Annotated in this window: 24 protein-coding genes and 1 tRNA gene; 6 read left to right on the top strand and 19 right to left on the bottom strand. The window is 65.1% G+C overall.

The window, feature by feature from the left end; genetic code table 11:
• The first annotated feature begins 111 nt into the window (after nt 1–111).
• Nucleotides 112–330, top strand: a complete 219-nt coding sequence (locus RRU_RS05170; RefSeq protein ID WP_011388743.1) for an outer membrane protein — start codon at nt 112–114, stop codon at nt 328–330.
• A gap of 23 nt (nt 331–353) precedes the next feature.
• Here the strand turns inward: RRU_RS05170 and RRU_RS05165 are convergent, their stop codons facing one another.
• The 10 genes from RRU_RS05165 to RRU_RS05120 all read right to left on the bottom strand — a co-directional run bounded on the left by RRU_RS05165 (nt 354) and on the right by RRU_RS05120 (nt 11,813).
• A complete protein-coding gene (locus RRU_RS05165; protein ID WP_011388742.1) occupies nt 354–968 on the bottom strand; it encodes a glutathione S-transferase family protein in 615 nt (204 codons plus the stop codon).
• A gap of 29 nt (nt 969–997) precedes the next feature.
• The gene (locus RRU_RS05160; protein ID WP_011388741.1) at nt 998–1,591 is read right to left on the bottom strand and encodes an ATP/GTP-binding protein; all 594 of its coding nucleotides are present in this window, start codon (nt 1,589–1,591) and stop codon (nt 998–1,000) included.
• Between the two features lie 46 nt (nt 1,592–1,637).
• Nucleotides 1,638–3,164, bottom strand: a complete 1,527-nt coding sequence (locus tag RRU_RS05155) for a sensor domain-containing diguanylate cyclase (RefSeq protein WP_011388740.1) — start codon at nt 3,162–3,164, stop codon at nt 1,638–1,640.
• A 156-nt stretch (nt 3,165–3,320) separates the two neighbouring features.
• Nucleotides 3,321–4,514, bottom strand: coding sequence for a M20 aminoacylase family protein (locus RRU_RS05150; RefSeq protein ID WP_011388739.1), 1,194 nt, complete (start codon nt 4,512–4,514; stop codon nt 3,321–3,323).
• 14 nt (nt 4,515–4,528) lie between these two features.
• A complete protein-coding gene (locus RRU_RS05145; RefSeq protein ID WP_011388738.1) occupies nt 4,529–5,986 on the bottom strand; it encodes an amidase in 1,458 nt (485 codons plus the stop codon).
• An 8-nt stretch (nt 5,987–5,994) separates the two neighbouring features.
• Nucleotides 5,995–7,620 (bottom strand): dipeptide ABC transporter ATP-binding protein, encoded by a 1,626-nt coding sequence (locus RRU_RS05140; RefSeq protein WP_011388737.1) that lies wholly within the window; start codon nt 7,618–7,620, stop codon nt 5,995–5,997.
• A 3-nt stretch (nt 7,621–7,623) separates the two neighbouring features.
• The gene (locus tag RRU_RS05135) at nt 7,624–8,568 is read right to left on the bottom strand and encodes an ABC transporter permease (RefSeq protein WP_011388736.1); all 945 of its coding nucleotides are present in this window, start codon (nt 8,566–8,568) and stop codon (nt 7,624–7,626) included.
• Between the two features lie 20 nt (nt 8,569–8,588).
• Entirely contained in the window at nt 8,589–9,530 is a 942-nt protein-coding gene (locus RRU_RS05130; RefSeq protein ID WP_011388735.1) for an ABC transporter permease, read from the bottom strand.
• Between the two features lie 99 nt (nt 9,531–9,629).
• A complete protein-coding gene (locus RRU_RS05125) occupies nt 9,630–11,222 on the bottom strand; it encodes an ABC transporter substrate-binding protein (protein ID WP_011388734.1) in 1,593 nt (530 codons plus the stop codon).
• Nucleotides 11,223–11,318: 96 nt separating this feature from the next.
• Nucleotides 11,319–11,813, bottom strand: coding sequence for a MarR family winged helix-turn-helix transcriptional regulator (locus tag RRU_RS05120; RefSeq protein ID WP_237703835.1), 495 nt, complete (start codon nt 11,811–11,813; stop codon nt 11,319–11,321).
• A gap of 373 nt (nt 11,814–12,186) precedes the next feature.
• Between RRU_RS05120 and RRU_RS05115 the strand changes: the two genes are divergently transcribed.
• The 4 genes from RRU_RS05115 (at nt 12,187) to RRU_RS05100 (ending at nt 14,647) form a co-directional block, all read left to right on the top strand.
• Nucleotides 12,187–12,489, top strand: coding sequence for a hypothetical protein (locus tag RRU_RS05115; RefSeq protein ID WP_011388732.1), 303 nt, complete (start codon nt 12,187–12,189; stop codon nt 12,487–12,489).
• The gene (locus tag RRU_RS05110; protein WP_011388731.1) at nt 12,486–12,815 is read left to right on the top strand and encodes a type II toxin-antitoxin system PemK/MazF family toxin; all 330 of its coding nucleotides are present in this window, start codon (nt 12,486–12,488) and stop codon (nt 12,813–12,815) included. Before RRU_RS05115 ends, RRU_RS05110 begins: the two co-directional genes overlap by 4 nt.
• A 162-nt stretch (nt 12,816–12,977) precedes the next feature.
• Nucleotides 12,978–13,721, top strand: a complete 744-nt coding sequence (locus tag RRU_RS05105; protein ID WP_148265471.1) for a hypothetical protein — start codon at nt 12,978–12,980, stop codon at nt 13,719–13,721.
• Between the two features lie 278 nt (nt 13,722–13,999).
• The gene (locus RRU_RS05100) at nt 14,000–14,647 is read left to right on the top strand and encodes a hypothetical protein (RefSeq protein WP_014626070.1); all 648 of its coding nucleotides are present in this window, start codon (nt 14,000–14,002) and stop codon (nt 14,645–14,647) included.
• A gap of 220 nt (nt 14,648–14,867) precedes the next feature.
• On the opposite strand, the gene RRU_RS05095 is transcribed toward RRU_RS05100, so the two are convergent.
• The 4 genes from RRU_RS05095 to RRU_RS05080 all read right to left on the bottom strand — a co-directional run bounded on the left by RRU_RS05095 (nt 14,868) and on the right by RRU_RS05080 (nt 16,742).
• Nucleotides 14,868–15,125, bottom strand: coding sequence for a type II toxin-antitoxin system Phd/YefM family antitoxin (locus RRU_RS05095; RefSeq protein WP_011388730.1), 258 nt, complete (start codon nt 15,123–15,125; stop codon nt 14,868–14,870).
• Nucleotides 15,126–15,242: 117 nt separating this feature from the next.
• Nucleotides 15,243–15,318 (bottom strand) — tRNA-Glu (locus tag RRU_RS05090).
• 71 nt (nt 15,319–15,389) lie between these two features.
• Nucleotides 15,390–16,232 (bottom strand): family 1 encapsulin nanocompartment shell protein, encoded by an 843-nt coding sequence (locus RRU_RS05085; protein WP_011388729.1) that lies wholly within the window; start codon nt 16,230–16,232, stop codon nt 15,390–15,392.
• Nucleotides 16,233–16,319: 87 nt separating this feature from the next.
• A complete protein-coding gene (locus RRU_RS05080) occupies nt 16,320–16,742 on the bottom strand; it encodes an encapsulin-associated ferritin-like protein (RefSeq protein WP_011388728.1) in 423 nt (140 codons plus the stop codon).
• A gap of 342 nt (nt 16,743–17,084) precedes the next feature.
• Here RRU_RS05080 and RRU_RS05075 point away from each other — a divergent pair, with 342 nt between their 5' ends.
• Nucleotides 17,085–18,038 (top strand): prephenate dehydrogenase, encoded by a 954-nt coding sequence (locus tag RRU_RS05075; RefSeq protein WP_011388727.1) that lies wholly within the window; start codon nt 17,085–17,087, stop codon nt 18,036–18,038.
• Here the strand turns inward: RRU_RS05075 and RRU_RS05070 are convergent.
• The 5 genes from RRU_RS05070 to RRU_RS05050 are packed head-to-tail and all read right to left on the bottom strand — an operon-like array spanning nt 17,933 to nt 23,265.
• The gene (locus tag RRU_RS05070; RefSeq protein WP_011388726.1) at nt 17,933–19,573 is read right to left on the bottom strand and encodes an NTP transferase domain-containing protein; all 1,641 of its coding nucleotides are present in this window, start codon (nt 19,571–19,573) and stop codon (nt 17,933–17,935) included. The genes RRU_RS05075 and RRU_RS05070 overlap by 106 nt on opposite strands.
• Nucleotides 19,570–20,283 carry an XdhC family protein gene (locus RRU_RS05065; protein ID WP_014626068.1) on the bottom strand — a complete coding sequence of 238 codons (714 nt, stop codon included), beginning with the start codon at nt 20,281–20,283 and terminating at the stop codon, nt 19,570–19,572. The genes RRU_RS05070 and RRU_RS05065 overlap by 4 nt, the downstream gene beginning before the upstream one ends.
• Complete coding sequence (locus tag RRU_RS05060; protein ID WP_011388724.1) at nt 20,265–21,530, bottom strand: vWA domain-containing protein; 1,266 nt, start codon at nt 21,528–21,530, stop codon at nt 20,265–20,267. The genes RRU_RS05065 and RRU_RS05060 overlap by 19 nt, the downstream gene beginning before the upstream one ends.
• On the bottom strand, nt 21,527–22,471 hold the full coding sequence (locus RRU_RS05055) for an AAA family ATPase (RefSeq protein WP_011388723.1): 945 nt from the start codon (nt 22,469–22,471) through the stop codon (nt 21,527–21,529). The genes RRU_RS05060 and RRU_RS05055 overlap by 4 nt, the downstream gene beginning before the upstream one ends.
• Entirely contained in the window at nt 22,468–23,265 is a 798-nt protein-coding gene (locus RRU_RS05050) for an FAD binding domain-containing protein (protein WP_011388722.1), read from the bottom strand. Before RRU_RS05050 ends, RRU_RS05055 begins: the two co-directional genes overlap by 4 nt.
• Between the last annotated feature and the right edge of the window lie 17 nt (nt 23,266–23,282).

The raw sequence follows: 23,282 nt of genomic DNA, 5'->3' as shown, positions 1-23,282 counted from the left end.
GTAAGGCACCTTCCAATACCGCAACCCTTTTCCCGATCGCGCGTTCTTTCGCCGTCCGCCCTCACGGCGGATAGCGATAGATCCCCGGCGTCGCAGACCAGGAGACATTCCATGCCCCGCGTTCTTGCCCTTCTTACCCTAACCGGCGCGCTTTTCGTCGGCGGATGCTCGAACCTGTCGCCCACCCAGCAACGGATGTTGACGGGTGGGGCGATCGGCACCGGGGTGGGCGCCGTCGGCACGGCGCTGACCGGCGGCTGCGTGGCCTGTGGCGCGGCCATCGGCGGCGCCGTTGGCGTCGGCGCCGGCTATGTGGTCGACAAGATGTAAGGCGGCAAGGCCACTTTTTGCCGTTAGCTGAAGGGACAGGCGCGGAAGGCCGGCAGGGCCTCGGCCCGGGCGGAAAGCGCCGTCAGCTTCGGGGTGTCGGCTTCCGGCGGCGCTTCGGGCAGCATTTCGCGAACGAACCGCCAGACCACGGCGGTGGTGATATCGGCCTGCAGCGGCCGCTCGCCAAACAGCCAAGCGCCCTGGGGGCCGATCTCGGCTTCGAGCAGGGCGAGTGCCTGGGCCATCTGCCCCTGAACTCGGTCAATCCACGGTTGATGGCGGATCGCTTCGGGGCGCAGCATGCGCTCGTAAACGATCTGAACCGCCTTCTCGGCCGCCGCCAGGGCCAGACCGATCACCTTCTGGGCCTGGGCATAGGCGCCCAGATCCTCGGGCGCCAACCGCAGACCCGGAGCGACCAGACGCTCGACATACTCAAGGATCAGCGTGGAGTCCATCAGCACCACCCCCTCGTCGGTCACCAGGGTTGGCGCCTTGACCACCGGGTTGACGCGGGCGAAGGCCTCGAAATCGCGAAAGACCGACAAAGGCTCATGGGTGAAGGGCAGATCAAGAAGCCTGAGCGACACCGCGAGCCGCCGGACATAAGGCGAATCCATCATTCCGATCAAGCGCATGTAAATCCCCTTGTTTTTTCGCCGACCCGTTACGTTAAAACATCGGCTTCCGCCAACAGACGCTCGACGAGACGCGCCTTGTCCTCGATTCCGGCGGGCGCCATCGCCACATCGATCACCCGATGGTCCCGGCGCCACACGCTCCCCAAGGCCTCGGCGATCCGCAGAACCTGGGGAAGCGATTCACCGCGATTATTGGCCCGCCGCGTCGCCTCGTCGACCACGCCAAAGGCCGTACCCAGGTTGAAGACCAGATCATAGCGCGGAACCACCCCGCCGGGACCCAGGGCGCCGAGCGCGTCGACCTCGGTGGCGCCGTAAGCCTCGGCATAGGCGACAACGTCGAAGAAGCCACGATCAAGCAGCATCACCGGGCGATCAAGCCGGTTGGCGCAGGCCTCGGCCACTTCTTCCAGACGGACCTGCAGGGCGGCGATCGCCTCAAAGAAGATCTTGCGCCCATCCGCCCGGCCATCGGCGAGGTTCATGGCGAAGGCCAGCCCAGCGACTTCGGGCACGACGACCACCCGCCCGCCGTGGCGGGCGGCTAGGCGGCCGATGATCTCGGTCTTGCCCGAGCAGGGCGCGCCGGTGAAAACGATCTTGCGAAGGGCCGGTATCATGAAAGGGTCCTGGGGGCCACGCTCGGGCGCGGGGAAGGGGCAAGGGTCACTCAGTGCTCAAAGATATCAGGTCCTCCCTATCAGCTTCATCGGCGGCGGGAACAACGCGATTGCGCCCTGCTCCCTTTGCCGCGTAAAGCGCCTTGTCGGCGTCCATGACAAGGTCATCCACACCATACCCCGGCGTCAGAATCCTGGAAACGACGCCGATGCTGACCGTGCCGGCGCGAAGATCCTGACCGACGGGCGGACGCCCGGCCATGCGCGCCCGGATCGCCTCGGCGACCCGCAGCCCGCCGGCAAGATCGGTATCGGGCAAGATCACGGCGAATTCCTCGCCGCCATAGCGCGCCCCGACATCGGCGGGGCGCTTCAATAGGGCGCGGATGATAACGGCGAGATCGACCAAGACCCCGTCGCCGATCCGATGGCCGTGGCGATCGTTGAAGGCTTTGAAGTGATCGACATCGATCATCAAAAGGGCGAGCGGCTGCTGGTTGCGCGCCGAGCGGGCGCATTCCACCCGCAAGACCTCTTCAAGATGACGGCGGTTACACAGCCCGGTCAAACCATCGGTCACGGCCAGCTCGCTCAAGGCGCTCTCGGTCAAGCGCCGCTGGCGAAACTCGCGCAACAGCAAAACGACAACGGCGCCAACCCCCAAACACAGCACAAACGTGATGCCGCCGACCACGATGGCGGCCTGGATCCAGCCGCCATAAACCTCGTTTGCCGATAAGGCGACGACAACGATCAAAGGCAGGTTTTCGACATGGGCGAAGGAATAAATCCGCCGGATATGGTCATAAGCGGAAGAACCCGAAAAATTTTTCGAGTAGCCGTTGATGATTCTATGGAAGTTGGGAAAATCCAGACCGTTGCGACCAACCATATCCAACTCGCCCGGCAAACCCCGCCGCGCCAGAAGCGTTCCATCGCTTTTGAGCAAAGTGATCGAGCCCTGAGACCCGATATCGAGCTTACCAAACAGATGGTCGAAATAGCTGACCCGCATCGCCCCCATGACAACGCCATCAAACCGTCCATCGGCCGTGGAGACACGCCGCGTAATCGGAATGCGCCATTCCTGATCGCTCAGGCGGACTTTGATCGGGCGGCCGATCAGCAGACCGAGGTCGGGATCGGCTTTATGAAGTTGGAAATAATCGCGATCGGCGAAATTGCCGACGCGCGGCTCAAGCGAGGTTGAATCGGCGATGATATCCCCCGCCGCGTTCAGGCGCAGCAGCCCCCCCATGTAATGGGTGGCCACGACCCGGCTGAAAATCAGGGCGTGGCGGGCCTCGGGGGAAAGATCTTTGATGGTCTTGAATTTTTCCGCTTCGATGATCCCGCTCAAGGCCAGATCATACAGTTCGATGGTGCGGCGGACATCGGCGTCGATCAACCGAATGAGATTCGACGCCGACCGTTCGGCATCCCGGGTGGTGTCTTTCCACAAGTTGGCCAGCAGGACCGTAACAAGACCAAGAATGGCGATGACACCAATCGTACCGCTAGCGATCAGAGTCGCCTCGGCGGAAAGCAGCGTCCTTTCCGGCTTTATCTGCATGTCGAAAGCCCCGTGCGCCCTATAAAACACCGACCCTTGTCGTTTGATCTTATAGGCTTGGGACCCGGCAACAACCTTGCCTTTAGACCATATGAATAAAGGTGCGGCCGTTGCTGCAAAGATACTCGTAAAAAAAGAACACTATTTTCGTAACGCCTATGACGTTTGTCCAATCAGCCGTCTTTCGACAATGCGGGCGTAGAGGCTCGCCCCCACCGGCAAGATGGCGTCGTCGAAAACGAACCCCGGATTATGCAGGGGCTTATTGGTCTCGGGCGCCGTGGAATGGCCCAGGGTGCAATAGGCGCCGGGAACGACGCGCAGCATGTCGGCGAAATCCTCGCTGCCCATCTCCAGATCCTCCTTGATCATCGCCCGATCGCCGCCGACGACATCGCCCGCCGCCTCGACCAGGGCCCGCGACAGGGCCGGATCATTGACCAGAACGGTGAAGGTCGGCCGCAGATCGACGGTGATCTCGACGCCAAAGCTGGTGGCCAGCCCGGCGGCCAGGGCGCGCATGCGCTGGCGGATCAGATCGCCGACGGCGGCGTCGAAAAAGCGCATGGTCCCCGAAATCACCGCCCCATCGGGCACGACGTTATAGGCCGAACCGGAATGGATCTGGGTGACCGACAGCACGGCGGCGCCAGTCGGGGCGACATTGCGGCTGACCACCGATTGCAGGGCCTGGACCAAGGCGGTGGCGACGATGATGGGATCGCGCGAGAACTGGGGCATCGCCCCGTGACTGCCCTTGCCCTTGATGCGGATATCGAAGAAATCCGATCCGGCCATCGCCGGGCCGGGTTTGACCATCACCGTATTGGCCGCCTGGGCCGGCCAGTTGTGCATGGCGTAAAGCTCGTCGCAGGGAAAGCGCGTAAACAGGCCATCGGCCAGCATGGCCTTGGCGCCGCCAACGCCTTCCTCACCCGGCTGAAAGATGAAAACGACGGTGCCGGCGAAAGCCCGGGTAGCGGCCAGATAGCGGGCCGCGCCCAGCAGCATGGTGGTATGGCCGTCATGACCGCAGCCATGGAAGCGGCCCGCGTGGGTCGAGGCATAGGCGCAGCCGCTTTCCTCGTCCATCGGCAGGGCATCCATATCGGCGCGCAGGCCAATCGTCCGCGCCCCTTGCGCGCCGGGGGCCAGGCGGCCCTTGAGCACCCCCACCACGCCGGTCTTGCCGATGCCGGTGTGAACCTCGATCCCCCAGGCGGCCAGCTTCTCGGCGACGAGGGCGGCGGTACGCCTTTCCTCGAAGCCCAGTTCGGGGTGGGCGTGGATATCGTGGCGAAGGGCGCCAAGCTCCTGGGCGAAGGCGGCGATCTGCGGGATGACGGACATGGTTTGAGAACCCTTCAAGACGCGGGGGAAAGAACCGGCGGCGGCCGCCGGGCGGGCCAGCGGGTGGCCAGATCATAGGCATGGGCCAAGCGCAGCAGCGACAGGTCGTCGCGCGGCTTGCCGATCACCTGCAGGCCCATCGGCAAGCCGGCGGCGTTGAAGCCGACGGGAACGCTGATCACCGGCACCCCGGCCATGCTGGCGGGCACCACCACCTCCATCCAGCGGTGATAGCTGTCCATCGTCCGGCCAGCGATGGCGCGCGGCCAGGGCGTGGCATGCTCAAAGGGAAAGACCTGGGCGCTGGGCAGGGCCAGCACATCGAAGCGCTCGAACAGCACCAGCATCCGCCGGTACCAGGCGCTGCGCCGGGCCGAGGCGGCGAAAACCTGCGGACCGCTCAAAGCCAGCCCGCGCTCGATCTCGAAAATCGCCTCGGGCTTCATCTGGGCGCGTTTGACCGGATCGGCATAGAGCGGACCCAGATCACCGGCCACCAGAAAGCTGCGCAGATCGGTCCAGGCCGTCCACAGGGCATCCAGGGGAAAACCGGCCGTCGCCTCGTCAACGACGCAGCCGAGATCGCCCAGGGTCGCCAAGGCGCCCTGGCACAGCTCCAAGATCCCCGGCTCGAAGGCCAGATAGCCGCCAAGATCACCCAGCCAGCCGACACGAACCCCGGCGACCGAACCCTCCAGGGGCTGGGCGAAAACCGCGGGATCCCCGGCCAGCGACTGCGGCGCCCGGGCGTCGAAGCCGGCCATCACCGAGAGCAACAGCGCCAGATCGGCCACGCTGCGCCCCATCGGCCCGTCATAGCCCAGTTGCTGAAAGAACAAATCAGGAACAACGCCATGGGGCACGCGACCGGCCGAGGGACGGAAGCCGAACACGTTGTTGAAGGCCGCTGGATTGCGCAGCGATCCCATCATGTCGCTGCCGTCGGCCACGGCAAGCATGCCCAGGGCCAGGGCGCAGGCCGCCCCGCCACTGCTGCCGCCGGCGGTCAGCCGCGGATCATAGGCGTTGCCCGTCGCCCCGAAGACCGGGTTATAGGTCTGCGACCCCAGGCCGAATTCGGGGGTATTGGTCTTGCCGACGAAGATCGCCCCGCCGGCGCGCAGGCGCTCGACGAAGATCGCGTCCTGCTTGGGGATTTGGTGGCGAAACAGCGGCGAGCCCCGGGTGGTGGCGATGCCCCGGGTGGCCGCCAGATCCTTGGGCGCCTGGGGGAAGCCGTGCAGCGGACCTTGCGAAAGCCCCTTCCCCAGCAGGGCGTCCTTGGCATCGGCCTCGCGCAACAGATCCTCGCGATCGCGCAAGGACACCAGGGCGGTGACGGCGGGGTTGAAACGATCGATGCGGGCCAGGGTCGCGGCCATCACCTCGCGGCAGGAAACGGCGCGGTGGTGGATGCGGCGCGAAAGCGCGCGGGCGTCACCGGCCAGGATATCATCGGGATCGGGGGACATGGCGCTTCTCACCGGGCGAAGGCGAAATCGCGGCCCGGCGAGGCGGCCAGCAGTTTTCGCGTATAGGGATGACGGGGGGCGAAGAACACGTCGCGGATCGCCCCCTCCTCGACGATCTCGCCTTTGTACATCACCAGGACATGGTCGCAGATCTGACTGGCGACGCGCAGATCATGGGTGACGAAAAGGATGCCGATGCGCAGGCGGCCCTGGATCTCTTCGAGCAGGGTCAGGATCTGCGCCTGAACCGAGACATCAAGGGCCGACACCGCCTCGTCGGCGATCAAGACCTTGGGATTGCAGGCGAGCGCCCGGGCGATCGAGATCCGCTGGCGCTGGCCGCCGGAAAACTCGTTGGGATAGCGGCGCAGGGCATCGGGTTTCAGGCGCACCAAATGCATGAGCTCCTCGGCCTTGGCCCAGGCCTCGGCCCGGGGAACGCCGAAATTGACCGGTCCCTCGATGATCGACTCCCCCACCGTCTGGCGGGGGTTGAGCGAGCGGTAGGGATCTTGGAACACAACCTGAACATGGCGGCGGAAGGGCGAAAGCTCGCGCTTGGTGGCGGTGGCGACCGAGCGGCCGTCGGCGAAGATATCCCCCGAGGTCGGGTCGATCAGCCGGGCGATGCAGCGCGCCACCGTCGACTTGCCCGAGCCCGATTCGCCGACGATGCCGATGGTCTCGCCCGGCCGCACCATCAGCGAAACGCCCTTGGCGGCCTGAACGACGCGCCGCTTGCCCGGCCAACCGCCGCTGACATAGGTTTTGCACAGATCCTTGGCCTGGAGCAGCGGATAGGCGTTCTCCACCGCCGGCCTATCGGGCGGCGACAGCTCGGGCACGGCGGCCAGCAGCATCTTGGTATAGGGCTGGCGCGGCGCGGTCAGCACGGCGTGTTTGTCGCCCTTTTCGATCATCGCGCCCAGTTCCAGCACCACCACCTCGTCGGCGATCTCGGCGACCACGCCGAAGTCATGGGTGATGAACAGCACCGCCGTGCCGTTCTCGCGCTGGAGCTCGAGGATCAGCTTGAGGATTTCCGCCTGGGTGGTGACATCGAGCGCCGTCGTCGGCTCGTCGCAGATCAGCAGGGCGGGCTTGAGGATCAGCGCCATGGCGATGACGATGCGTTGGCGCTGGCCGCCCGAAAGCTGATGGGGATAAGACGCATAGATGCGCTCGGGCTCGGGCAGACGCACCCGCTCCATGATCGCCAGGATGGCCGCGCGGCGTTCGGCCTTGGGCCGTTTGACATGCTGGGCCAGCATCTCGTCGATCTGGGCGCCGCAGGTCATCACCGGGTTGAGCGCGGTCATCGGTTCTTGGAAGACCATCGCCATCGTCGTGCCGCGCAAGGCGCGCAGCGCCGCTTGCGAGCAGCTCAGCAGCGCCTGGCCGCGCAGCTCGATCGCGCCCTTCACCGGGCGCAGCCCGGGGGGCAGCAGCCCCATGATGGCGCTGGCGATCACCGATTTTCCCGAGCCCGATTCACCAAGCAGGCAGACCACCTTGCCCGGCGGCACGTCAAACGAGATATCGCTGACCGCATGGGGACGGTCGGCGCCCGGCGGCAGGGCGATGGTGAGATCACGCACCGACAGAACCATCGGCGGGGCCGTTTCCTGGCTCATCGTTCAGCCTCCGCGCTTGTTGAATTTGGGATCGAGGGTATCACGCAGGCCATCGCCCAGGATGTTGACCGACAGCACGGTCAGAACCAGGAAGATCCCGGGAAACAGCACATTGTGGGGATACTGGTTAAACTGCGAGCGGCCCTCGGCCATGATATTGCCCCAGGTCGCCATATCGGCGGGCAGGCCGACGCCCAGGAACGACAAGATCGCCTCGATCAGGATCGCCGAGGCGCAGACATAGGTCCCTTGGATGATCAGCGGCGCCACCGCGTTGGGCATGATATGGCGCAGCAGGATCTTCCAGGTCGGGGTATCAAGGGCGATCGCCGCCTCGACATAGGGTTCCTCGCGGATGGTCAGCACCACCGACCGCACCAGCCGGCCGACCCGGGGGATTTCGGGAATGGCGATGGCGGCGATCACCGTCGGCAGGGTACCGCCAAACAGCGCGACCAAACTGATGGCGAACAAGATGCCCGGGATCGCCATGACGCCGTCCATGATCCGCATCACCACCGTATCAAGCCGGCGGAAATAGCCCGCCGCCATGCCCACCGTCATGCCAAAGACCAGGGCGACCAGGGCGACCGAAATGCCCACGGTGATCGACACCCGGGCGCCGAACAGGGCGCGGCTCCAGATATCGCGGCCCAGGCTGTCGCTGCCCATCAGGAAGAAATGGTCGAAGCTATCGCCGGCCAGGGTGATGAACTCGGCTTGCGTTCCCGGCAGCAGATTGCCGCTGCCCGGGTCCATGGCGGTGGGATCGATGGTGCCAAGCCAGGGCGCGGCGATCGCCATGGCGATGAGGATCGCCAGCACGCCGCCCCCCAGCCGCACCGACCAATTGGCCAGCAGGCGCTGGGTTAGCGAGCGCCGACGAAGGGCGGGAGCCGGGTCGGTCGCGGCGGGACGCGGGGCCGAAGACGAAAGGGGGGAGGTCATGGGGGGCCGCCTTCTTGCTATCAGTAGCGGATCCGCGGATCGAACAGCAGATAGCTGAGATCGACCGCCAGATTGATCAGCATGTAGAGGACCGAGAAGAACAAGGTGATGCCCTGGATCAGCGGGAAATCCCGCGACAACACGGCATCCACCGTCAACTGTCCCAATCCGGGGATGGCGAAGACCGCTTCGGTCACCACCACGCCGCCGATCAGCATGGCCACGCCGATGCCGATCACGGTGACGATGGGCACGGCGGCATTGGCCAGGGCATGGCGCATCAGCACCCGAACCTCGCTGATCCCCTTGGCGCGCGCGGTGCGGATGTAATCCTCGGTCATCGCCTCGGCGACGGCGGCGCGGGTGACGCGGGCGATCAGCGCCACATAGATGATCGAAAGGGTGACGGCGGGCATGATCAGATGGCGCAGCCAGCGCGATGGATCATCGCCAAAGCGCACATAGCCCTGAACGGGCAGCATTTGCCAATGCATGGCAAACAGCCAGATCAGGCAATAGCCGATAACGAAGGCCGGGATCGAAAAGCCCAGCACCGAAAAGCCCATCAGCGCCCGATCAAGCCAGCCGCCGTGGCGCCAGGCGGCGATGACGCCCAACGGCACGGCGATCAGGATGGTCATCACCAGGGTCATCGCCGACAACGACAGCGTCGGCTCGATACGCTGGGCGATCAACGCCACCACCGTCTGCTTCATGAAAAAGGATTCGCCCAGATCGCCCTGCAGCATCTGCCCGGCCCAGCGGACGAACTGCACGGGCATCGGATCATCCAAGCCCAGATCGGCGCGCACCCGGGCGATATCCTCGGCCGTTCCGGTGGCGCCGACGATGGCGGCGGCGGGATCGCCGGGAGCCAGCCGCAGCATCAGAAAAACGATGAGGGCGACGACGACGAGCACGGGAAGGGTGGCGAGCACCCGGCGCAGCAGAAAAACGGGCATGACGGCCTCTTGGCGGCGGCGAGCGGAGGGACGGGGGAACCGGTGCGCGGCCTTGGGGGAACAGGTCCGCGCACCGGGAGAGGGACCGACGGGGAGGCGTCAGTCCTTCTTGAGGTTCCAGAACACCGGAACGGGGGCGGTTACCAGCCCGCTGACCGATGTCCGGTAGGCGGTCAGCGGCTTGAACTCGCCGATCGGCCCGAAGACGGCGGCTTCGATGGCGCGGAGCTGAATGCCCTCGGCCAGTTTCTTGCGCGTCGCCCCATCGGTGGTAACCAGGAACTCGCTTTTCAGGGCTTCAAGCTGGTCATCGGTGGTCCAGCCGAACCAACCCTTCTCGCCACTGCCGGTCAGCGGGGCAAAGAACATCGGGTTCATGGTATCGGCCATGCCCCACGAGGTGATGAAGGCGTTCCAGCCGCCCGCCGCCACCGGGTCCTTCTTGGTGCGTCGCGTCACCAGGGTCGGCCAATCCATCGACTGCATATCGACGACGAACCCGGCCTGCTTGAGCAATTCGGCCATCACCGGCGGGTATTTGTTGATGACGGCGAAATCGGCCGGATACATCAGGACCACCGGGGTGCCGTCGTAGCCGGCTTCCTTGAGCAGGGCCTTGGCCTTGTCGAACTGCGGCTTGCCGGTGAAGAACGCGGTGTTCTCCGAGGCATAGGTCGTGCCGCAGGGATAGATCGAGGTGCAGCCGTTATAGAGCTCCTTGTGAACCAGCTGGGCGCGCATCAAGGCCTGCTGATTGATCGCCATCAACGCCGCCTGGGCGATCTTGGGATTGTTGAAGGGCGCGATCAGGTGATTGAGATGAAGCATCACCGACATCTTCACCACCTGGGCTTCCATCTTGATGTCGGGCTTGCTTTTCAGCCCGGCATACTGCTCGGCGGGAAGCCATTCGATCAGATCGACCTCACCATTGACCAGGGCGTTGGCCTGGGTCTGGGCGTCCTTGAGGATGATCCATTCGGCGCGGTCGACGTAAACCACCTTGCCGCCGGCCGTGCCCGAGGGCGGTTCGGCGCGCGGCACATAGGCCGGGTTCTTGGCATAGACCACCCGTTCGCCCGGACGGAATTCATCCTTGACGAACATATAGGGGCCCGAGCCGGTGGTATCGGTGATCTGCTGGTCGGGCGGCGTGGCGGCGACGCGGGCGGGCATGATGAAGGCCGGAACCGAGGACGGCTTGCTCAGCGCGTCCAGCACCATGCCAAAGGGCGTCTTGAAGGTCATGGCGACGGTTTTGGCGTCGACCGCCTCGATGGACTCAAGGCTGGCCAGCATCTTCTGGCCAAGATTGTCGCGCGCCCCCCAGCGTTTGAGCGAGGCGATAACATCGGTGGCGGTCACCGGCTGGCCATCGTGGAAGGCCAACCCCTCGCGCAGGGTGAAGCGGAAGCTTTTAGCGTCGGCCGAAGCCTCATAGCGATCGACCATTTGGGGATGGATGACGCCTTCGGCATCGACGCCAAACAGCGTGTCGTAAATCATATAGCCGTGGTTGCGGGTGACGAAGGCGGTCGTCCAGATCGGATCGAGGATCTTCAGATCGGCCTGGGGAACGATCCGCAAGACCTTGGGTCCTTCGGCGGCCCGGGTGGCGGGGGCGGCGGTGAAGGCGGCCGCCGAGGCCACCAGAACCGCCGCCGCCCAGCGGCTCATACGCTTAAGAGACATGCCAGTATCCTTGATCAGCGAGGGGGGACAAGCAGGGGATAAGCGAGGGGACAAGCGGGGGAGACGGGGGAAAAGCCGTCGGCGACAGGGGCGTTGTCATGGCTTGGCGCCCCCGCCTTGCGGGCGGCGGGCGACCATCGCCTCGACATTGGTCATCATGGTGTCGATGCAGCGATCGAAGATCAGCCGCTCCTCGGCGCCGATGCCGGCCATCAATTCGGCTTCAAGCCGGCGCCCCAGGATCTCGCAGGCGTCGACGCCGGCCTGACCGGCGGCGGTGACGAACAGCCGCACCCGGCGGGCGTCCTGGCTATCGATCTCGCGGCGCAGCAGGCCGCGACGCACCAGATCGCTGATGGTTTTCGAGACCAGGGTCTTTTCGACATAGCTTTCGGCGACCAGCCGCCCCTGGGGCAAACCGGGATCGAAGGCGGCGATGCGCAGGAAGCGCAGATCGCGAATGCTAAGGCCACAGGCCTGTTCATAAACCGCCGAGGCGTCGCCCTTGGCCAGACTGACGATCACGTCGAGGCGAAAGGTCACATAGTCGATGGGAATGGGACGGGGGATGACGGCGGTCGGCAGAGCCATGAAAGGGGGCCACATTCATCTGTTGAAATTATCAACTATTGACGAATGCATCATCCATGCCAGAACAGGCGACGGATTTTCCGCTTTTTTATCAGCGTGTTAGGATGTAGCCACGCGGACAAGAATCGGAGTAAGCTTATTTTTTAGGCTGCAATTGAGGATGTGCCTATTTTTTAGATAAATTCGCAAGAGACATCGCCTCTTGCCAAGACAAAGCCCCCCGCCGGCCATCGGATCAATGCCCCCTCAGGGCAGTGCCCCGTATTACCCTCGGGCTCGCCGCAGCCGGAGAGCGCCCCCGCATCCGGTGACCTTGCCCTCACTCAATTCCGTAATTACATTATGTAGATACAATGCATCACAGAGGTTCGCGATGCCGCACACCACCCAAAATCCGAAGGAGGGGTCATTCAACTTCCGCCTTGATCCCGCCCTGAAAAGCGCCTTCACACGGGCCACGGCAGCGGAAGACAAGTCAGCCTCGCAGGTTCTGCGCGACTTCATGCGCGCCTATGTCGCCGAGCGGCAACGCGGGGACTTTCTGGCAGAGGCCCACCAGCAATCCCTTGCCGTCGCCGAGCGCGCCCGCGATCGCGAAAGCGACGAGGCCCGGTCTCTCGCGGAACTGGCCTCCCTGCTTGATGAGGATCCGTTCCGGGACGAGGGAACGGCATGAAGCGTGGCGATTTGGTGACGATCGCGGTCAGCGGGGATTATGGCAAACCGCGCCCGGCCCTGGTGGTGCAGGACGACGCTTTCGCCGCGCTACCCTCGGTGACCGTGCTCCAGCTTACGAGCGATGTTCACGAGGAACATCTGATCCGCATCACGGTGCGGCCGGACGAGGAAAACGGCTTGCGCAAACCATCCCAGATCATGATCGACCGGGCCGTGACCCTACCGCGCGCCAAGATCGGCACCGTGTTCGGCCATGTGGATACACAAACCATAAAATCCGTCGACGCCGCCCTGGGCCGTTTCTTCGGCATCGGCCGCCAATAGAGAGACGGCCGCAAAAAGGGGTCCAAAAAGGGGTCAGACCCTTTTCCTCTACTTTTTCTTTCTACGAATCTATGGCGGATAATTGAACGGACAGAAAAAGCAATCCTGATTGCCCTTTTTAAAACCTATAATAGACAGAGACATCAACCGCACGAGCCCGCCATGACAAAGGAAACGATAGAAACCCCAGAGCAGCGTCGCCAACGGCTCAAAACCCTTGCCAGAGATCGAGTAGAAACTCTGGTCGGCGGAGGCGACGTACAGCCGCACCTCGACCTAGCCGAAAATCGAGTCCTGATCGATAAGCAAACTCAGGAAACAATGGCAGCCCTAATGAAAAACAACTGCGTCGAATTTCCAATTAGAGCACATACAGTAAATTTAGTTCGGATATATGATGAAAAAACGTGGAATGATACATGTTCATACTTTTCCGTGACAGTCGATAGCATCACCCTTGATGACCCACTTTATTATCACCCCGCGAACACTATAACCCCCTTCATTTTCAAAGTTCCTTTGGAATTTCTGTCCACTGGTGAGAATGAATTTGTCACCGGCGCAACTCCATTTGAAGTTCTCTTCAAAGTTTTTGGCAGACGCTCAACTTCCAAGCTGTTAGATGACCTGCGGAGCAAACGTATCGAGAGAGAGGCTCTCGCCCAGCGCCTAATCGCGCGGATCACTCGAGAAGCCGAGCAATTTCGTCATATCCTTGTCCAGAAACACCGGCAACTTGTATTCAGAGACGAGTATGACACCTTAGAGATAGAAGCTTTCGTCAAAGAAGTTCGGCGGTTTGCGTCAAAGCGACTTCCTGAGATGCCGGTCGACTTTACGATCTCACTCGTAGTAGACATGGTGGAGCAATGGGTCGCAGAAGACTCCGAACACCAAAAACCTTAACCCTTCAAATTTCCGCCATGACTTGCCCTGTCAAAGCACCAGCAGGCAATTCTGCGTGACACCTCTTCATACGCCCTGGCGCACCTAAAAAGAGGTTCCGTCCTATAAAAAGGGGTCCGACCCCTTTTTCTTTTTCTTTAAAAGTGACTGGCCTGCCATCTCCGGGGATCTGTGGTGGGCAATTGAACGAGCAGAGCAAGAGCGGCGGCGAGCACGATCTGCGTGGACAACCCAACAGGGTTACTCCACAGTGGATGATCATACCAACGGAGACATCCATGGGAGTTCGTCCACCCGCCATCAACCCAGGTCGCGCCGCCGCTCTGATCTGCTTCGGAGCAATACTGGGTGGAGGAGCTATTTTCGCTCTTGGCGGTGGTACATTGGTTTTTCCATGCTGGATCGGCGGTGACTGGCTTACACCCGGCACCCTTCCCAACTACGCATCGGCACTGGCCGCCTTTGTCGCGCTGGCAGTCGCGCTTCTGACGCTCTGGATAGGTCAACTGAACATCAAGCGTATCTGGCGGCGAGAGAGTCATTACTCCGCGCATACCCTCAACGACAAAGCATATGAAGCTGTCAATCTCATGGACATTGAATCCCTCCAGGAGGACGACTCCCCAGAGAACTTTCGGCGTGTCCGAGAGAACATTGGAAAGGCACTCAAAATTCTGAAGTCCGTGGAGAGAAAGTGCCACCGGGTTCCTGATGCACACAGGCCGTTCGGCAACCTCATAGCCTACGTCAAAGAGGCGCAGATCTTCCTTACCGGAGCCCCTCACCTCGAAAAACGTGGGCCACGAGATACCGATGATATTGACCCGAAGAAAATGGTTTCTGCCTTGGAAGAGATCGGCGTGAACGCTAGTCAGGCGCTTACCGAACTCCAAACCACCCTCAAGCCATACCTCAAGTGGCCGTAGCATAACCTTCATCCTCGCCCCACCCGCAGACCCGGATAGGCGATCTCCGCCTCCCCCCCGCACCCGGAAGCATAAAAAAGGGGTCTAACCCCTTTTTTCGGACCCCTTTTTCGCCTTTTTTCGGAATCACGCAGAGCCCACACATACGGCATTAATGTAGCCGAACGCGCTCCGACCTACGTCCCAAGCCGCCTCGGTCCACACGAGGCGGGAAAGCCCCCTATTCATTATCGACCAGATCGCGCGCCGCGACTTGGCCCTGGCGATAGTGGGCGATGGAGCGGGCCAGATGGGCGGCATTGGCCGGCGAGCGCAGCAGGTGGACCGTTTCCATCAGGCTGTTGAAGGTGTCGAGGGACATCACTACGGCGTCGGGCGCATCGCGGCGGGCGATAACCGTGTAATCCGCATCCTCAACGACCCGGTCAAGGGTGGCCTTGAGGCTGTTGCGAGCTTCCGAGAACGTCACGACACGCATGGCACCCCCTGTCCTGTTTATAGGACAACTTGCCCCCTGCCCCCGGCCGTCACAAGCCCTCCAACGCAAAACCCCCGCCACGGAGGGCGGGGGTTTTGCATTGGAAGCCGGAAGCACTGGCGTCCCCAAGGGGAATCGAACCCCTGTTTTCAGCGTGAGAGGCTGACGTCCTGGACCGCTAGACGATGGGGACGCGGGTGCTGCGGAGGGCGGGGTTTTACGCTGTCCCGACCGTCCTGGCAACACCTTTTTTCAAGAAGATGCTTATGCCTTGGTGGCGGCCTGGGACAGGCCACGCAGCGGCACGGCGGCTTCGGGGCCAAGGCAGCGGAAGGTCATGCTTTCTTGCAGATAAAGATGCACGGACTGGGCGTCGTGATCGTGATAGCCGATCGAGAAATCGCGGCCAACGGTCAGTTCGAAATCGCCGCCGCGCTGGCTGATCAGCATCGCGCCATCGACACCCGGGGCCCAGATCAGCGGGCCTTCGAACAGCCGGCGCACGTGCTGAAGCACCGGATAGCCGCCCGGCGTGGTGGTTTCCATCAGCTGCTGATAGACGGTGCGGCCCAGCACCAGGGCGTAAGGGCCATCGACGCCGCGATCGCGCAGCACCGCCAGAGCGCGCACCAGCACGCCGGGGAAATCGGCGAGGTCGGCGGGCAGATCCAGGGCATGCTCGGCCGAGGCTTCGCCGATGCCGGTGATGCCGCCGGCGGCGAAGCCGTGGAACACGGCGCGGTCCTCGGCGATGGCGATGGCGCGGGCGGCCTCGATCACCGGATCAAGATCGGCATCCGACGCGCCGCGGGCGATCGCCTCCAACTCGGCGCGCTTCAAAGTGAAAGGCACGCAGAGCTCGATCAGCGGCTGAACGGCGCGCTTGCGCACCGTGACCACGGCGGCGCTTCCCGCCGCCTTGGGCTCCTCGGCCAAAGCCTCGGTCCGCCCCAAGGACACCGACGAGGCGTCCCAGCCCAGCGGTCCCTTGAAGTCCACCACCTTGCGCGCCGCCAGGGTGACCGTCAGGGTCCCGCGCGCTTCCGTTTCAATTTCCGCCCAGGCCTTGGCCGAGATCGGCGCCAAGTCACGCATCAGATCGTTCATGGAATCCTCGAACACATCATTATAAGGGGGAGGAGTCCGGCGGCGGTCATCTCCGCGCCAGACATCACAAAAAATGGACAGACTGGCTTACAACCGGGGTGGACGGGCTAGGGCCGCTTCGCCCTTCAGGCTGCCGATGCCCAGCGATCCATCGCCTTGGGCCGTCGCCCCCTTAGCCGCGTCGCCGCCCGATCCCTCGCCCGCCGTATCGGCGGCTTCGATCGCGGTGATCGGCCCCTCGGTGAACAGATAGGTCCGCAGATGCTCGGCCCATTTCGCATCATTGCGGCGCAACCATTCCAGGGTCATCGCCGCGTGTTCTTTTTCCTCGTCGCGATTATGGGCGAGGATCGCCGTCAACTCGGGATCGGTCGAGGCATCGACGCGCTGGTCGTACCAATCGACGGCTTCCAGTTCCTCCATGACCGACACGATCGCCCGGTGGCGATTGACGGTCTCTTCCTTCAGCACCTCGAGGGGTTCATGGGTGCTATTGCTCGACTGCGCCATTACGGAACTCTCCTGGAACCCGGTGAATAGGGTGGCTGGGAAACGCCCACGCGCCCTGGGGGTTCCCGCTTTTACGGTAAAAGGATGCGATGGCAGCCCGCGGGACCGCTGCGCGTCAGACGGTCATTTTCACCCTTGCCCTGGGCGGCGGGCGGGGATAGGGTTTGGCCCATGATCCAGATCGCCCCCATTGGCGCCCTCTTGTTTGCGCCCTCTTATTACTGGCCGTCCCCATAAGGGTGGCCGGAACCAGCTTTGTTGTTTCCAGATGCCGCCGCGGAGCGGCATCTCGCGTTTTTGGACCGGCCCTCCGCGGGGTTCTTCCCTGAAGGAGGACTTCCCATGGGCCAAACGGCCTTCCTTGCCGACCATCCCCGCTTCCATCGCCCGGCCCCGGCCGGAACTCCCCTCGCCGTCCGCCGTCCGAGCGGCCTTGCCGCCAAGCCCACCCTGGGGCTGATCGGCCTGGGGGCCTTCGGCGCCTTTTGCGTGCCCCACCTGTCGCGCTTCTTCCATATCCTGGGTCACGATCCGGCTCGCGATGGCGCGGCGCGCGCCCTGGCGCTTGGCGTGCTTCCGGCCACCCTGGCCGAAGCGGCGGCGGCGAGCATCGTCATCCCGGCGGTGCCGGTGGCGGTGCTGGCCGAGGTGACGGCGGCGATCGCCCCCCATTTGCGCCCGGGCGCCCTGGTCGTCGATGTCTGCTCGCTTAAAGTCGAGCCGATGGCCGTGCTCGAACGCATCCTGCCCGCCGGCGTCATCGTCGTCGGCACCCATCCTTTGTTCGGACCGGCGAGCGGCGCCAAGGGCATCAAGGATTTGCGGGTGGCCGTCTGCCCGGGTCACGGTCCGGCCGGAGCCAAGGCCGAAGACCGGGTGGCTGCCTTCCTGGCGCGCCGGCTGGGGCTGGCCGTCCACCGGGTCAGCGCCGTCGAGCATGATCGCCAGATGGCCTATGTCCAGGGGCTGACCCATCTGCTCGCCCGCATCGTCACCAAGCTTGATGTGCCCGAGATGAGCTTGGCGACCGGCACCTTCGATCACCTGATGCGCATGGTCCATACGGTCGATCGCGATTCGGAAGCGCTGTTTCGCACCATCACCGAGGCCAATCCCTTCGTTGGCGATCTCAAGGCCCGCCTGGGGGCGATCACCGCCGAGGTCTGCGCCCCGCGCGACGGCGCGGAGCTTCAGCCCCCGGCGCTCAGCAGCGCCTTGGCGGCTTCGGGCGTGTCGACATCCATCAGCACGGACGCGCCCTCGGCCAGGGCGTCCATCGCCACCTCGCAGGTCTGATCGGGATGGGCGGCGATCACCGGGCGGGCGCCGATGTCGCCGGTGATCTCCATCATCTCGGGCAGAAAGCGGGCGGCGAACAGCACCGGATTGCCGCGCCGGCCGCCAAAGGTCGGCAGGCAGATCGCCCGTCCTTCGAGCGGGGCGAAGGCGGCGATCAGCCGGGATAGCAGACGCGGCGTCAATCCGGGCATATCGCCCAGGCAAACGATCACCCCATCAAGATCGGCGGGCAAGGCGGCCAGCCCGCGCTTGAGCGAGGAGCCCAAGCCGCGCCCGGGATCGGGGTTTTCGACCAGGGCGATGGCGCGGCCTTCCAGGGCGGCGCGCACGGCCTTGCCCTGATGGCCGATGACCACCGCCACCGCCGCCGGACCGGCGGCCAGCACCGTATCGACGGCATGGGCGACCAGCGGCTTGCCGCGCCAGTCGAGCAGCAGCTTGTTGACCCCGCCCATGCGGCGGGACAGCCCGGCGGCCAGCACCAGGGCGCCGAGGCGCGGCGGCGCGGCGGGCGACGGGTGCGTGACAGCGGCCATGCGCGGCTGGGTCCGCGCCGTCGTATCCTTGAGCAGGCCGCCCACACCCATGGCCATGAGATCGGCGCCGCCCACCGCCAGCCCGGCGCACAACCGGTCGAGCACCCAGTCAAAGCCGTTGATCGCCGGCGAGCGGGCGCAACCGGGCAGCCCCAGCACCACCCGCCCGGCCAACTCCCCAAGCAAAATCAGATTTCCCGGATCGACGGGCATCCCCAGATGGTCGACCCGCCCCCCGGCGCGGGTGATTGCGGCGGGAATGACATCGCCGCGATCGACGATGGCCGAGGCCCCGGCGACGGCGATCAAATCGACGTCCTTTTCGGCGCTCACCGCCGACAGGCAGGCGGCCAGGGCCCGGGTGTCGTGGGGGCAGCGCCGGTCCACGGTCAGACCGCCGCCCAGGGCGGCCATCCGCCCGGCGGTGACGCTTGCCGTCTTATCGAGCATCTTGCCGGCGGTTTCGGGCAGATGGGTTTGGATCAGCGCCAGCCGCATCGGCCGAAACAGCGCGACCTCCAGGGCGGGGGCGCCGGCCAGCAGGGCTTCGGCCTGGGCGATGACGGTTTCGGGCAGGGCGAAGGGGATGATCTTCACCGTCGCCACCATCTGGCGCGGCGCCACCTTGGCAAAGGGCGGGAGCGTCGCCACCGTCAGGCCCTCGCACAGGGCGTTCAGGCGATCGAACCGGGCCGCATCCAGGCGCAACAGGCCGTCGCCGCCGGCGAACAGATTGGCCCGACCGGTAAAGGCGTCGCCCAGAGTCAGCCCCGGGCCGAGCAGGACCGCCGCCACCCGCGCCGCCGCCTCGTCCTCGTGAACATCGCCGGGATCGAGGCGGGCGACCACCACCTCCGCCACCCCCAAACCGGCGAGCAGCGCCAGATCCTCGTCGCCAAGCCGCGTGCCCTTGGCCAGGGTCCAGCCCGGCGCCTTGCGCGAATGGGCAAGCAGGGCGCCCTTGGCCGCGCTCAGGGCGACGGGACCGAATCTCATGGCCGGGCATCCTTGGGCGGTCGGGCCGCCTTGGCGCCGCGCAGGGCCAGGATCATCTCGGCCAATACCGAAACGGCGATCTCGGCCGGGGTGGAGGCGCCGATATCCAGGCCGGCCGGGGCCTTGAGCCGGGCCAAAGCCGCCGCGCCAATCTTCGGGGTCAGCCGCTCCACCCTTTGGCCGTGGGTTCGCGGACTGCCCAAGGCCGCCACATAGAAGGCCGCACTCGGCAGGGCGACGACCAGCGCCGGATCATCGATCTTGGAATCATGGGTCAGCGTCACCACCGCCGAGCGGCGATCCAGGCCATGGCTGGCCAGGGCCTCGTCGGGCCAGCGCGGATCGAGCACGGCGCCGGGGAAACGCTCGGCCGTCGCCCAGGCCCGCCGGGGATCGATGATCACCACGCCAAAGCCGGCCATCGCCGCCATCGGCGCCAGGGCCTGACCGATGTGAACGGCGCCGATCAGGAACAGCCGCCGCGGCGGATCGAAGACCTGGACGAAATAGCGCCGCTCCGCCAGCTCGATCTCGCCGGTCGCCCCCTCGGCCAGGGCTTGCGCCAAGGCGTCTTCGGGCACCAGCGTGCCGCCGGCCGGGGCGCCATCGATGATCAGCGCCTGGGCACCGCCGTCAAGCGCCGTCACCAGAACGGCGGGCCGCTTGGCGGCGCGCGCCTTGTTCAGTCGTTCTAGAAGGCTCCGGTCCATCGCCTCTCCGCCCTTCCGCTCGCCGCCCAACCGCGCCCGGCGATCCCGCCCGAAGCCAAAGCCGAGGCCAGATCGGCAAGGCTGGTCAGATTATGAACCGGACGGTGGCCGTGAACATGGCCGATCAGCGCCCGCGCCCCCCGGGCCCGGGGTTGGTATCCGTCGTAGCGCAGCAAAGGGTTCAGCCACAACAGGCAATGGCACGATCGTGCCAAACGGGCGACCTCGGTCTCCAGAACCTCGGGGTCGTCACGGTCAAGGCCGTCGGTGATCAGCAGCACCACCGCCCCGGGGCCAAGCACGCGGCGTGACCAGTCGCGGTTGAAGGCGCGCAGGCAGGCGGCGATGCGCGTTCCCCCGGCCCAGTCGCTGGCCGCCGCCGCCACCCGGGCCACGGCGGCATCGGCGTCGCGCTCGCGCAGGCCCCGGCTGACATTGGTCAGGCGGGTGCCAAACAGAAAGACCCCCAGGCGCTGGCGCTCGCCAGCCAGCCCGACGATGAACTGCAGCAAGATCCGCGCATAGCGCTCCATCGAGCCCGAAATATCACAAAGCACGACCAGCGGCGGCGGCTCCTGGCGCGGCTTGCGATAGCAGGGCTTCATCAAATCCCCCCCCTGGCGGACCAGGGCGCGCAAGCTGGCGCGCGGGTCCAGGCGCGATCCGCCGGGATCGGCACGGCAGCGGCGCGAGCGGCGCTTGGCCACCGGCAGGGCCAGGGCGCGGGCGGCACGCTTGGCCTCGGCGTATTCGGCCGCGGTCATCTTCTCGAAATCCTTGGTCGCCAGGGCCTCGACCGGCGAAAAGCTCAGGGCCGCATCGACGGTGATCTCTTCGGGCGCCTCGGGATCCTTCGGCGCCTCCGGGCGCTCGCGCCGGGCCAGGGCCTCGGCCACCCGGGGCAACAGGCCGGAATCTTCGGGCGCCTCCGGGCTGGTGGGCAGCAGCAGGCCGAGCAACTGGCGCAGCAGATCGGGATCGCGCCAGAACAGATGGAAGGCCTGATCGAACACCGTCCGCTGATCGCGCCGGCTGACGAACACCGCGTGCAAGGTCCAATAGAAGTCGGTGCGACTGCCAACCCCGACCACCGCCAGGGCGGCCAGGGCGTCGGCGATCCGCCCGGGGCCGACCGCCATCCCCGCCCCGCGCAGAACCCGGGCGAAATGCACGATATTTTCCGCCAGACGCCCGCCATCGGCCGTCGCCATCACCAGATTGGCCGGGGGCGGCCGCTCGCCGCTCACCTTCCCGCCTCCGCCGCGCCCTCACGCACCGCCGCCAGCACCCGGGCGGACTCGGACCCGCGCAGGCGGCCGATGTCTTCTTGGTACTTCAGCAAGGTGCCCAGGGTGTCGTTGATCGTCTCGGGATCGAGGGCCAGCTTATCAAGGCGGGTCAGCGCCTGGGCCCAATCGATGGTTTCGGCGACGCCGGGGGGCTTGAACAGATCCATCGAGCGGATCTTTTGAACGAAGGCGACGATCTGACGCGACAGGGCCTCGGGCGCCTCGGGGGCCTTGCGCCGCAGGATCGCCAGTTCGCGGGCGGCATCGGGATAATCGACCCAGTGATAGAAGCAGCGGCGTTTGACCGCGTCGTGGATCTCGCGGGTGCGGTTCGAGGTCAGGATGACCAGCGGCGGTTGGGCGGCGCGGATCACGCCGATTTCGGGAATGCTGACCTGATGATCGGCCAGAACCTCGAGCAAAAAGGCCTCGAAGGGTTCATCGGCGCGGTCGAGCTCGTCGATCAGCAGCACCGGCGGCCCGCCCTCGTGGACCTCCAGGGCCTGAAGCAGCGGCCGCTTGATCAGGAAGCGCTCGGAAAACAGCCCGGCCTCCAGGCGCTCGCGCGACTCACCGCTCGCCTCGCCCAGGCGGATCTCCAGCATCTGGCGGGCGAAGTTCCATTCATAGGCCGCCTGGGCCAGATCAAGCCCCTCGTAGCATTGCAGGCGCAATAGCCGCCGCCCCAGGGTTTCGGCCAGGACCTTGGCCACCTCGGTCTTGCCGACCCCGGCCTCGCCTTCCAGAAACAGCGGCCGTCCCAGGGACAGGGCGAGGAACAGCGCCGTCGACAGGGCGCGTTCGGCCAGATAGCCACCGCCGGCCAACAGGGCCTCGGTGGCGTCGACATCGACGGGCAGATCCCCGGACCGGCGATCGATCGGGCGCGGCACCGTCATTGGCAGGCGCTCACCGCCCGCCCGGCCATCACCCCGATCAAATGGGCGCGATAGGCGCCATCGCCGTGGATATCCTCATTGAGCCGGGCGGGCGAGACTCTCACCCCCTCCAGGGCGGCGGCCGAGAAATCCCGATCAAGGGCCTTTTCCAGATCGCCGGCGCGGAACACCCCCTCTTGCGAGGCGCCGGTCACCGCCACCCGGCTTCCCGCAGCGGTGCGGGCGACGAAAACGCCGACCAGGGCGAAGCGCGAGGCCGGTTGGTCGAATTTGGCATAGGCGGCGGCCAAAGGCAGCGGAAAGCGCACGGCGGTGATGATCTCGGCCGGCTCGAGCGCGGTTTCAAAGAGGCCGAGAAAGAAATCCTCGGCGGCGATTTCCCGGCTGTCGGTAAGGATGGTGGCGCCCAGCCCCAGGCAGGCGGCCGGCCAATCGGCGGCCGGATCGTCATTGGCGATCGAGCCGCCCAGCGTGCCGCGATTGCGCACCGCCGGATCACCGATCCCCGCAGCCAAGCTGGCCAGCGCCGGCAGGGCGGCGATCACCTGGGGGTTCGCCGCCACGGCGGCGTGGCAGGTCATGGCGCCGATGGTCAGGCTGTCGGCCGCCAGGGTGATGCCGCTCAACCCCGGACAGGCGCTGAGATCGATCAGATCGCTGGGTTGGGCCAGACGCTGCTTGAGGGTGGGGATCAGGGTCATGCCGCCGGCCAGGATCTTGGCGTCCTCGCGCGCGGTCAGCAGGCCATGGGCATCGGCCAGCGAGTTCGGGCGGTGATAATCAAAGACATACATAGCATCACCTTCGGTTT

The organism is Rhodospirillum rubrum ATCC 11170 (assembly GCF_000013085.1).
In the GTDB taxonomy this organism is placed as follows: Bacteria; Pseudomonadota; Alphaproteobacteria; order Rhodospirillales; family Rhodospirillaceae; genus Rhodospirillum; species Rhodospirillum rubrum.
The sequence above is the reverse complement of the archived record's forward strand: the minus strand, read 5'-3'. Positions and strand labels throughout refer to the sequence as shown.